The following is an 11,690-nucleotide window of genomic DNA, read 5'->3' as shown; positions in this document are numbered from 1 at the left end:
ATCTTATTTATAAATATTATTTGATATAATTGCCAAAAAATTTAAAATGTGCAAAAGCACAAGGATTATTGATGAAGAAAAATAACGTAGAATTATTATCACCAGCTGGAAATTTAGAAAAATTAAAAATAGCAATTGCTTATGGCGCTGATGCTGTTTATGGTGGGGTTAGTCATTTTAGTTTAAGAATAAGAGCAGGAAAAGAGTTTACTTTTGAAAGTTTTAAAGAAGGTATAGATTATGCCCATGCAAGGGGTAAAAAAGTTTATGCAACAATTAATGGCTTTCCTTTTAACTCTCAAATTGAGTTACTTAAAAAACATATTATAAAAATGGCTGAACTAAAACCTGATGCTTTTATTGTGGCTGCGCCTGGTGTGGTAAAACTTTGTAGAGATATTGCTCCTGAAATACCAATTCATTTGTCAACACAAGCAAATGTATTAAACTATCTTGATGCACAAGTTTTTTGGGATATGGGTGTAAAAAGAATTATTGCAGCAAGGGAAATTTCACTAAAAGATGTAAAAGAAATAAAAAAACATCTTCCTGATATGGAAATAGAGATTTTTGTACATGGTTCAATGTGTTTTGCATATAGTGGCAGATGCCTAGTAAGTGCAGTTCAAATGGGAAGAGTACCAAATAGAGGAAGTTGTGCAAATGATTGTAGATTTGAGTATACACTTTATGCTGCAAATGAGGATCATAGCTCGTTATTTAGACTTGAAGAAGAACCAGGTGTGGGAACATATATATTTAATTCAAAAGATATGAATTTAGCTTCTCATATGCAAGAGATTCTTGACTCAAATGCGGTTGATTCTGTTAAGATTGAAGGTAGAACAAAATCGCCTTATTATGCTGCTGTTACTGCCCATGCTTATAGAGAAGCAATTGATGATTATTTTGAAGATAAATTTGATGCAAAAAAATATCAAGAAGAACTTTATACTACAAAAAATAGAGGTTTTACAGATGCTTATTTAATTCATAGACCATTTGATAAAAGTGATACACAAAATCATGAATATGCACTAAGTAAAGGAAGTTATGAGGTAAGTGGTTTAGTTACTGAAGATGAAGAGTATTTTATGTGTAAATATAAAACTTATCCAGGCGATGAGATTGAAATTTTTGCTCCAATAGATGCACAAATTACAGAGTGTGAAAATGAAATAGGTAAAATTTATAAAAAAGAAGATGGAAAGTATTATATAAATTTTAAGAAAATTTTAACTGATACAAATAAAGAGTTAGATTCAGTTCATAGTGGAAATACGAATAAAATCAAACTTCCTTGTAAATTACCATATTTAACTATGCTTAGAATTAAAAATGAAGATGAGGGAAGTTGTAATAATTAATGGTAATATTTAGAGTTACACAAAATATTAATATTAAAACTACTGATGGAACTTTAGTCTCTTATTTTAAACTAAAGAATCCATCAAACCTTATAAATGATACTTTATATATAACTACATATGAAGATTTTCTTGATTTAAAAAGAGTTTTTAAAAGTGTAGATGCAAAGTATCAACTTAAAGTTATAGAAGAGACTAGACTTACTAGCGATAAATGCTTTCCCAAAGAGTTGGGAATTTTAAATAAAAATGAGTTTAATACTATTATTCAAAATAAAAAAGCTTTAGTTACAAAAAATGTTAATTTTAGTGAAAACTTAGATTATTTATCAATATTTTTAAATAATTCAAACAATAGTTTAAAAACACAAATTTCAAATACTTTAAAACAAGATGTAAAAGTTGCAATACTAGGTAATATGGGCTTTAAAGTAGGAGAGATGATTAGTAGTATAACTGCATTGAGAATTTTTTATGAAGAGCTAAAAAAAGTATTTAAAACAGTTACTATTGATATATATTTAAACTCTTCGGAGAATAAACAATTTACAAGAGATAAACAGATTTTTTCAAATCAAGAGTTTATAAATAAAGTAACAGCACTATCAATTAGTGTAAAAAAACTTTATGAGTATGATTATTATATAGATACAAGTTTAGTAACAAAAAACTCTTATTATGATGAACTAAATTATGTTGATTCATGGCTTTATAAATTTGGAATTGATTATAAAAAAATAGAAAACAATAGAAAATATAATAGTTTATCTTTAAATAATTATAAGCCATCAAATGCATTAAAATCAAAGCTTAATGAGATTAAACTTAAAGGAAAAATTCTTCTTTTTCATCCTTATTCTGCAAATGTAAATAGATCAATACCAAGAGAGATTGCATCAGATTTACTTAAAAAAATGATAAAAAAAATGCCAGATTATACAATAATTTCTGTTTTACAAATTGATGGTGTTAAAGATGAATCTTATGTTTGTTTGAAAGATTACTCAAAAAGTTTTTTAGATTACACATATATAATTTCATGGGCAAATAAAATTATTACAGTTGATACTGCTACTTATCATATAAGCGATATCTTTTTTATTCCTACAGTTGTTATTTTTACTGATGAAAAACTTATAAAAAGAGTTGATTATTATAATAATGCAAAAGCTGTTTTAGTAAAAGATAAATCAAAAAATTTATCACTTTTTAACTTTGAAGAGAGTAGCTTAATAGTAAATAGATTCGAAGCTTGGAGAGAGCTTAAAATAAAGCAGATTATAAAACTATTAGATTAATTTAGATAAAATGATAAATTACAAAGTTAATTAAGGTAAAAAATGAAATTTGTTTCTATTATAATTGGAAGTAACTCAGATTTTGATGTTATGAAAAAATGTACCGAGACTTTTGAAAAGTTTAATGTAAATTATGAACTAACTGTATTATCACTTTATGATTCAATAGAAAAAATAAAAGATTATATTAAATGTGCAGAAGAAAAAGGTGCTGTTTCATTTATTGTTGCTTCAAGTATTAACGGATGTTTGGCAAGTAGTGTAGCTTCTGGTACAACAAAACCAATCATTGCAGTACCATTAAAAGATAAAAACTTTGATGGTTCAACAGCTATTCTTTCTACAATAAATAAACCTTTAGCTATGCCAGTTGCAACTGTTGCATTGGATGAAGAGGGTGCTATAAACTCAGCTTATTTAGCTGTACAGATTTTAGCACTAAATGATAATGAATTAGCAGTTAAACTTAAAGAAGATAGAATCGTAATGTTAAATAAAGTACAAACAGCTGCAAAAAATATAGAAGTACTTTTATAAAAATTATATAATTTAAAGAATTAACACAATAACTTACAAGGATTAGGACTTAGATAAATATGACTACTTTTTCACAGATATTATTAAAATTACAAGAGTTTTGGGCAAATCAAGGTTGCAATATTGTTCAACCTTACGATATTCCAGCAGGTGCAGGTACTTTCCATCCTGCAACAATACTTAGAAGTTTAGATTCAACTCCTTGGAGTACAGCTTATGTTGCACCAAGTAGAAGACCTACTGATGGAAGATATGGAGAGAATCCAAACAGATTGGGTGCATATTATCAGTTTCAAGTATTGATTAAACCAAGTCCAGATAATATTCAAGATTTATATTTACAATCATTAGAGTATTTAGGACTTGATACTTCAAAACATGATATAAGATTTGTAGAAGACAACTGGGAGTCTCCAACGCTTGGAGCTTGGGGACTTGGTTGGGAAGTTTGGCTTGATGGTATGGAAGTTACACAATTTACATATTTCCAACAAGTTGGTGGTTTAGCTTGTGACCCTGTTGCTGTTGAGATTACTTACGGAACAGAAAGATTAGCTATGTATTTACAAGGTGTTGATTCTGTATTTGATATTGTTTGGAATGAGAATAAATACGGAAAAACAACTTATGCAGATGTTCATAAAGAGAGTGAATATGAATTTTCTAAATATAATTTTGAAGTAGCAGATACTTCTATGTTATTTAGACACTTTGATGATGCTTTTAATGAGTGTAAATCTTGTCTTGAAGCAAAGCTTCCTTTACCTGCATATGACCAATGTATGATGGCTTCACATGCATTTAATACACTTGATGCAAGAAAAGCTATTTCAGTTACAGAAAGACAAAATTATATTTTAAAAGTAAGAGAGCTAGCTCAAGGTTGTGCTGTTTTATACAAAGAACAAGAAGAAGAAAGAACAAAAAGAGTTGGAAGATAATCTTGAAAATTTTAGATATTTATAATATTTTAGATGAAATTTCTCCTTTTTCTTTACAAGAAAAATGGGATAACTCAGGTTTAATAGTTGGAAATTTCGAAGATAAAATAAAAAAAATATATGTAAGTATTGATTTGGATGAAGAGTTTTTAGATGAAGTAGAAGAGAATTCTTTGATTATTACTCATCATCCATTGATTTTTGCACCTCTTAAAAAGATAAATTATGATAATTATTGTACAAAATTATTAAAAATCTTAATTCAAAAAAATATTGCATTAATTTCAATGCACACAAACATAGATAAAACACACTTAAATATGTATGTTGCAAAAGATATTTTAAAACTTGATATTATTGAAAAAGAGGATATAAATGATTTTATAATTTATGCAAATGTAAATAAAGATTTTGATGAGTTTGCAAAAGAGATTACTTCAAAATTAGGTATTGAATTTACAAATGTAGTAAAGTGTAATAATAAAGTTGAGAAAGTAGGGATTGTTACTGGTGCAGGAATGTCTTTATTAAGTGAGGTGAAAGCTGATTGCTTTTTAACAGGTGATATAAAGTATCATGATGCAATGGATGCAAAAAGTAGAAATATATCACTAATTGATATAAGACATTATGAAAGTGAAAAGTACTTCAATGAGCTTTTAGTAGGTGTTTTAGAAAAAAATTTGAAAAAAAATGAATTAAAAGCTATAATATCAGCTTCGAAAAATCCATTTAAGTTTTGTATACAAGGAGAAACAGTTGAATAAATATTTAGAGGATCTAGTTAAATTATCAAAATTTGATACACAAATTAGTATGTTTGAACCTCAAATCGAGAATGAAAAAGCCAAGTTAGCTACTTTTGTTGAAACAGCAGAGGCAATAAAAGTATCAATTAATAATACATATGTTCTAATAGATGAAGTAAAATCAAAAAGAACTAAAAATAATATTCATTTAGCAGAATTAAAGACTAAATTAGATGATATTGCAAAAAAGCACAAAGAAGTGCAAAATGAAAAAGAGCTAAAAGCTTTACAACTAGAAGAAGAGATTGCAAAAGAACAAATTTCATTTGCAAATGAAGAGATAGCTAGACTTGATGAGATTACAGAAGAAAGAGAAGCACAATTAAAAGAGTTTCAAGAAAAATTAGCCCAAGAAGAAGAATCAATAAAAGATATTCAAATTGCAGTTGATAATCAAATTGAAGATATAAATAAACAAAGAAATGTTGTTTATCAACAAAGAAGTGAATTATTAGAAAAAGTTGATAGTAAAATTTTAACATTTTATGAAAAAATTAGAAGATGGGCAAAAGATACAGCTGTTGTACCTGTTAAAAAACAAGCTTGTTATGGATGCCATATGAAAATAAATGACAAAACTTATGCAGAGGTTGTTAAATCAGATGAGATTATAAATTGTCCTCACTGTGGAAGAATCCTTTATAAAGAAGATGAAACTGTAGAGGCTTAATTTTTGAGCCTCTTTTATTTTATTTATTATGTATTAGCAGTTATTTTATATATAATTGCTATTCCTATACTACTACTAAAACTAAGAAATAAAAAATATCAAATTGCAATACCAGCGAAATTTTTTTTAAGAAAAAATCCAAAGTTTGAAAATGAAAATAAAATATGGTTTCATACATGTTCAATGGGTGAAACAAAAGCTATTAGACCTTTAATAGATGAGTTTGAAAATTGTAATTTATCAGTAATAACTAATACAGGTTATGATGAAGCAATTAGTACTAATAGAAGTACAAGGTATTTACCATATGAGATTTTTTTGCCATTTTGGATAAATAGACAAAAAGCACTTGTGGTTATGGAAGCAGAATTATGGTACATCTTATTTTTATTTGCTAAAAGAAAAGGTGCAAAAACTTATTTGATTAATGCACGAATTTCAGATAAGTCTTATAAATCATATAAAAGAATGAGTTGGTTTTATAAGTATATATTTAAAAATATTGATAAAATTTATGCACAAAGTGAAATAGATAAAAAAAGATTAGAAGAACTTGGTGGAAAGAGTATTGAAGTTATAGGAAATATTAAATTAGCACAATTACCAAAAATTACAAAAGAGTATAAAAAACCAAATTCAACTTTAATCACAGCTGGAAGTAGCCATGAAAAAGAAGAAGAACTAATTTTAAAAGCTTATAAAAAAGAGCATGGAAAATTGGTAATTGTTCCTAGGCATCCTGAAAGATTTGATAAAGTATATGAATTAATTGATTTATATAGTAAAAAAAATAATTTATCTTGCCATCGATTTTCACAAAAAGAAAATTTTGATTCTGATATAATTTTGATTGATAAAATGGGTGAGTTAAATAATATATATGCAATATCTGATGTTGTGATTTTATGTGGTGCTTTTGAAAAAATTGGAGGTCATAATCCTGTAGAACCTGCATATTTTGGATGTAAATTAATAAGTGGAAAACATATATTTAATCAAAAATCACTATTTGATTGTATTAATAATTATTATATAATACAAAATGATGAACTTGAAAAATATTTAGATGATATTAAAAAGTTAAAAAAACCAGTTTTAGCTAAAGCTGGTTCAATAAAGCCAATACTAAAGGAATTAAAAAATGTATGAAAAGGCGTATAAACTTCTTGCAAAGCAAGAAAAAATATCTAATTCAAAAGCAAAAGAGCTAATTGATAGAGGATTAGTAAGAGCATCTGGTAAAAAAGTTGTAATTGCAAGAGGAGAAATTAAAGCAGACACAAAATTTGTTGTAAAAAAACTTGCAAATATTAAAGTTATATTTGAAGATGATAATATATTAGCAATTGATAAACCTGCGTATATGACAACAGATGAAGTTTCAAATAAATACCAAGATTATTTTCTATTAAATAGACTTGATAAAGAGACAAGTGGGGTTATGTTGTTTGCTAAAACTGAAGAGTTTCAAACAAAAGCTATTACTGAATTTAAAAAGAATAGAGTGTATAAAGAGTATGTTGCTGTTGTTGAGGGGAAAGTTATAGAAGAAACAACAATTGATTTACCTATTTTAACTATCAAAAATAGAGGTGTTGCTAAATCTAAAGTAGATATGACAAAAGGTAAACCTGCAACAACAACTATATATCCTATGCTTATTGAGGGAAATAAATCAAAGATTAAAGTTGTAATTGACACTGGAAGAACACACCAAATTAGAGTACATTTAAATCACCTTGGTTTTCCTATTATAGGTGATAGTGTATATGGAAGAACAAATCCTAATGTAAATAGGGTTTTACTTCATTCAAAAATTACAAGAATTTTTGATTACGAGTTTGAATCACAAGAGCCAAGAGAATTTAAAGTGTTTGATTTTAATTAAATTTTAAGTTTTGCTTCTAAAGAGAAAAGCCTTATATTGGGCTTTTCATAACTCTCTAATATTAAATTTTACTTAAATAATATGTCATTTAAACTATTTTAAAGTATAGAAACAATATAATTGCCAAAATTTTAAATAGTTGGAGATAATTTTGTTTGATTCAATAACAGGCTCACTTAGGAATTCGATAAATAAGATAAGACACAAAGATGATGCGGCAGCTTTAAAAAAAGCTACTACAGAACTTAAGAAATCATTATTAAAAGCTGATGTACACCATAAAACATCAAAAGAATTAATAACTGAAGTTGAATTAGAAACAAAGAAAAATGGAATTGGACAAGACTCTTTTATTAATGCACTAAAAAAAGAGTTAAATGAGATATTATCAACAAAAGGTAATCAAGGTTTTGTTTTTTCAAACACACCTCCAACTACAATATTAATGACAGGACTTCAAGGTTCTGGTAAAACAACAACAACAGGTAAACTTGCAAACTATTTAAAAACTAGAAAGAAAAAAGTATTAGTTGCTGCTTGTGACTTACAAAGATTAGCAGCTGTTGAGCAATTAAAACAAATTGCCCAACAAGTTGAAGTTGATATCTATTTTGATGATAATGAAAAAGATCCTGTTGTAATTGCAAAAGCTGCACAAGAAAAAGCTAAAAAAGAATTATATGATGTTTTATTAGTTGATACTGCTGGTAGACTTGCAATTGATGAAGAGTTGATGAATCAACTTTTTGAGGTAAAAAATGCAATAAATCCTGATGAAATATTTTATGTTGCAGACTCTTTAACAGGTCATGATGCAACTAAAACAGCAATTACTTTTAAAGAAAAAATTGGAATAGATGGAGTTGTGTTATCAAAATATGATGGTGATACAAAAGGTGGAGTTGCTCTATCAATTGCACACCAAGTTGGTGTTCCTTTAAGATTTATTGGTGTTGGTGAAAAGATGCCAGATTTGGAAGTATTTATTCCTGATAGAATTGTATCAAGACTTCTAGGTCTTGGAGATATGGAAGGTCTTGCAGAAAAAACTTCAGCTGTAATTGATGAGAAAAAAGCAAAAGAAGTAAGTAAAAAAATTAAAAAAGGTGAATTTAATTTTAATGACTTCTTAGAACAATTAGCAATGATGAGTAAATTAGGTTCTATGAAATCAATTATTGGAATGATTCCAGGTCTTTCACAAATGGCTGGACCTATAAAAGATATGGATTTTGAGAATTCTGATGAGATTAAAAGAATAAAAGCTATGATTGGCTCTATGACTCCTAAAGAAAGAGAACAACCAAGTTTAATAAATCCAAGTAGAAAAAGAAGAATTGCTAAGGGTTCTGGTTTAAGTGATGTTCAAGTTAATAAAATTTTAAAGCAGTTTAAAAGTGCTTCAAAAATGGCAAAAAAACTTTCATCAAAAGGTGGTATGAAAGGCTTAAGTAATATGCTAGGTCAAATGCAAGGACCTGGTGGAATGCCTAAAATACCTAGATAAATAAAAAATATATAGTATTGAGTTGTAAACTTAAAAATTTGAGTTTAGAATTCAATACTATAAAAAAACAAAGGAAAAATATATGACAACAATTAGATTAACAAGAATGGGTAGAAACAAAAAACCATTTTACAGAATCGTTGTAACAGATTCAAGAAAAAGAAGAGATTCAGGATGGATTGAATCAATTGGTTATTTCAACCCAGTATCTGAGCCAAAAGTTCTAAAATTAGATGAAGAGAGATATAACTATTGGTTAAGTGTTGGTGCAAAACCAAGTGAAAAAGTTAAAAAATTAGCTTCAAAATAATTATATAGCTTTTTATTATGATAGTAAATTTTATAGAAAACTATGCCAAACTTATTGTTAGTGAACCAAATGAAGTAAAAGTTTCTGAAGAAAAAATTGATGATACTTTTACTGAAATAACTGTATATGCAAATAGTGCAGATATTGGAAAACTAATTGGTAAGAATGGCAATATGATTAATGCATTAAAAGTTATGGCAAATGGTTGTAAAGCTAAAGATGGTGTATCTTATAAGATACAAGTATTAGCAAACGATTAAAAGATGTCTATAGATAAAATTTACGTAGCAAAATTAGGAAAAACAGTAGGATTAAAAGGAGATATAAAAATCTTCCTTGATTCTGATTTTCCTAATCAATTTAAAACAGGTGCTACATTTACAACTAACAAGAACCTTACATTAAAAGTTATATCTTATAATAAATCAAGACAAATTATTAAATTTGAAAATTTTGAAGATATAGAACTTGCAAAAAAATTAACTAATCAAGAATTATTTACTACAAGAGATAAAACCAAAGAGAATTGTCAATTAGAAAAAAATGAACATTTTTGGTTTGATATTATGGATTGTATAATTTATGAAAATGGTAAGAAATTGGGTAAGGTTATTGATATTAATAGATATCCAGTTAATGATTATTTAGAGATTCAAACTGATGAAAGTTTAGTAAAAGAAGACTTGCCAAAAGTTTTTTTACTTCCTTATATTTTAGAAACTTATATTTTAAATGTTAATATAAAAGATAAAATTATTGATGTTCAAGATGCGTATGACATATTAGAAAACTCTTAAAAGTTTTCTAATAGTTACATCTTTTATTAAACTCTTCTTTTGTTAAATCAACAAGCATTGCTTTATTGAAACCACTAGATAAAAATTTATTTAATAGATTTTTTCTTGCACTTGGCATCTCATATGGTCCTACATATATCTCAATATTATTTTTATTGTCTCTACACAATAATATATTTTTATCTATTTTCTCTACTCTTTCAAGATAATCTTTTGTCAACTCATCTTTTATAATAGCAACGTTAATTAAAGGTAAAAAAGTATTAGAATGCATTTGCTTGCTATTTAAGTTTGTTTGCTCTACAGCTTCTTGTATTGGCTCTTGTACTACTGTTTCAGTTGTAGTTACTTTTTCATTGGCACTATTTTCAACAAGTTGCTTTAATTCCTCTTTTTTCTTTTCAACTTCTTCAAGTAATTGCTCTTTTAATTTTACTAGTTCTTCTTTTTGTGATAATAACTCATTTTTTCTATCTTCTAAAGCTTGTTTTTGACTATTTAACTCTTCTTTTAATCTTTCAATCTCTTCAATACGCTTTTTCTCTTCTTCTTCTTTTAACTTTGCTTCTTCTTGTGCTTTTCTTTTTGCTTCTTCTTGCGCTCTTTTAGTCTCTAAACTTGGATCATATTTAGTTAATCTATCAAACTTCTCATTTAATTTATCTGGATCTATATCTCTTGATTTAAAGTCAAACTTTTTTTCTTCAACTTTTTTTTCTACTTTACTCTCAATTTTTGGCTCTTCTTTTTTCTCATCAAAAAAACCTAAAAAATATAAGATTAAGCCAACTGATAGAGTAATAAGAAGTACAGCTACAATTGCAGTTAATATTTTTTGAAGTTTAGTTTGTTTTTTTTGAATTGAATAATCATCTAGTTCTTCATCATCAAGGGCATACTCACTTATATCTTTTTCTTCATTTGAAGATAAATCTTCATTATCCTCTTTTGTTGCTTCTAAACTTTCACTAACTGGTTCAATTTCTACTTCATCTTTATCTAATGATAGTTCATTATTATCAAGATTTGAATCTTCCACATCAAGCTTTATCTCATCAACAATCTCATTTGAATCATCTTCAATTTTAATATCTTTTTCTGCCATAATTTACTCTTTATTTTTTTGTTGTTTTCTTCTTTTTCTTTGCTTTTCCAAGATTTTATCTTTATTTTTTTGATAATATCTTCTTCTATATTCTCTTAATTCTTCTTTTTTTTCTTCTCTATACTCTTTATCATACTGTAATCTTTTATCTTTATTCTCGATATAGTATTCTCTTTTTTTACTTTTATACTCTTTTATTTTAGCTATTATTCTATCTTTTCTATCATCTACATGTTGTTTTTGTTGCCTGATTATATCTTTTATTCTTTGATTAAAGTCAATACCACCTAAATGACTTTCATAATCAAATACTTCTCTTTTAGTAGATTTTCTCTCAAGCTTCTTTTCAAGTTTACTTTTTAAGTAATACTCTCTTTTTTTCTTTTTGTGGGCTAAAAAGTTTTCTTCTCTAAGTTTTTTTAATTCTCTTAAATCCATAATTATCTAGGCTAAGCTACCAA

General features: G+C 26.8%; 14 protein-coding genes. 12 read left to right on the top strand and 2 right to left on the bottom strand.

The features are described from left to right. Positions 1-71: 71 nt before the first annotated feature. From ACAN_RS11420 to rimM, 12 genes are all read left to right on the top strand, one after another. Positions 72-1,367, top strand: a complete 1,296-nt coding sequence (locus ACAN_RS11420) for a peptidase U32 family protein (RefSeq protein WP_099334272.1) — start codon at positions 72-74, stop codon at positions 1,365-1,367. Next, positions 1,367-2,665, top strand: a complete 1,299-nt coding sequence (locus ACAN_RS11415; protein WP_099334273.1) for a glycosyltransferase family 9 protein — start codon at positions 1,367-1,369, stop codon at positions 2,663-2,665. The genes ACAN_RS11420 and ACAN_RS11415 overlap by 1 nt, the downstream gene beginning before the upstream one ends. Positions 2,666-2,707: 42 nt before the next feature. After that, a complete protein-coding gene (locus ACAN_RS11410; protein WP_099334274.1) occupies positions 2,708-3,202 on the top strand; it encodes an AIR carboxylase family protein in 495 nt (164 codons plus the stop codon). Positions 3,203-3,261: 59 nt separating this feature from the next. Then, on the top strand, positions 3,262-4,143 hold the full coding sequence (gene glyQ, locus ACAN_RS11405; protein WP_099334275.1) for a glycine--tRNA ligase subunit alpha: 882 nt from the start codon (positions 3,262-3,264) through the stop codon (positions 4,141-4,143). A gap of 2 nt (positions 4,144-4,145) precedes the next feature. Continuing rightward, a complete protein-coding gene (locus tag ACAN_RS11400; protein ID WP_099334276.1) occupies positions 4,146-4,910 on the top strand; it encodes a Nif3-like dinuclear metal center hexameric protein in 765 nt (254 codons plus the stop codon). After that, the gene (locus tag ACAN_RS11395; RefSeq protein WP_099334277.1) at positions 4,903-5,622 is read left to right on the top strand and encodes a zinc ribbon domain-containing protein; all 720 of its coding nucleotides are present in this window, start codon (positions 4,903-4,905) and stop codon (positions 5,620-5,622) included. Before ACAN_RS11400 ends, ACAN_RS11395 begins: the two co-directional genes overlap by 8 nt. A gap of 3 nt (positions 5,623-5,625) precedes the next feature. Further along, on the top strand, positions 5,626-6,771 hold the full coding sequence (gene waaA / locus ACAN_RS11390; protein WP_099334278.1) for a lipid IV(A) 3-deoxy-D-manno-octulosonic acid transferase: 1,146 nt from the start codon (positions 5,626-5,628) through the stop codon (positions 6,769-6,771). Continuing rightward, positions 6,764-7,510: a pseudouridine synthase family protein gene (locus tag ACAN_RS11385; RefSeq protein ID WP_099334279.1), complete on the top strand. Its 747-nt coding sequence runs from the start codon at positions 6,764-6,766 to the stop codon at positions 7,508-7,510. Before waaA ends, ACAN_RS11385 begins: the two co-directional genes overlap by 8 nt. A 151-nt stretch (positions 7,511-7,661) precedes the next feature. Then, the gene (gene ffh, locus ACAN_RS11380) at positions 7,662-9,017 is read left to right on the top strand and encodes a signal recognition particle protein (RefSeq protein WP_099334280.1); all 1,356 of its coding nucleotides are present in this window, start codon (positions 7,662-7,664) and stop codon (positions 9,015-9,017) included. An 82-nt stretch (positions 9,018-9,099) separates the two neighbouring features. After that, complete coding sequence (rpsP, locus tag ACAN_RS11375) at positions 9,100-9,327, top strand: 30S ribosomal protein S16 (protein ID WP_079576870.1); 228 nt, start codon at positions 9,100-9,102, stop codon at positions 9,325-9,327. A 17-nt stretch (positions 9,328-9,344) separates the two neighbouring features. Further along, a complete protein-coding gene (locus tag ACAN_RS11370; RefSeq protein ID WP_099334281.1) occupies positions 9,345-9,587 on the top strand; it encodes a KH domain-containing protein in 243 nt (80 codons plus the stop codon). 3 nt (positions 9,588-9,590) lie between these two features. Beyond that, on the top strand, positions 9,591-10,124 hold the full coding sequence (gene rimM, locus ACAN_RS11365; RefSeq protein WP_099334282.1) for a ribosome maturation factor RimM: 534 nt from the start codon (positions 9,591-9,593) through the stop codon (positions 10,122-10,124). Positions 10,125-10,131: 7 nt separating this feature from the next. Here the strand turns inward: rimM and ACAN_RS11360 are convergent, their stop codons facing one another. Both ACAN_RS11360 and ACAN_RS11355 read right to left on the bottom strand, forming a co-directional pair. Then, positions 10,132-11,229 carry a hypothetical protein gene (locus tag ACAN_RS11360; protein WP_099334283.1) on the bottom strand — a complete coding sequence of 366 codons (1,098 nt, stop codon included), beginning with the start codon at positions 11,227-11,229 and terminating at the stop codon, positions 10,132-10,134. A 3-nt stretch (positions 11,230-11,232) separates the two neighbouring features. Further along, positions 11,233-11,667 (bottom strand): hypothetical protein, encoded by a 435-nt coding sequence (locus ACAN_RS11355; protein WP_099334284.1) that lies wholly within the window; start codon positions 11,665-11,667, stop codon positions 11,233-11,235. Between the last annotated feature and the right edge of the window lie 23 nt (positions 11,668-11,690).

The sequence above is a fragment of the Malaciobacter canalis genome (assembly GCF_008000835.1).
In the GTDB taxonomy this organism is placed as follows: Bacteria; Campylobacterota; Campylobacteria; order Campylobacterales; family Arcobacteraceae; genus Malaciobacter; species Malaciobacter canalis.
Note: the sequence above shows the minus strand (reverse complement) of the source record. Positions and strands in the feature narration are given on the sequence as shown.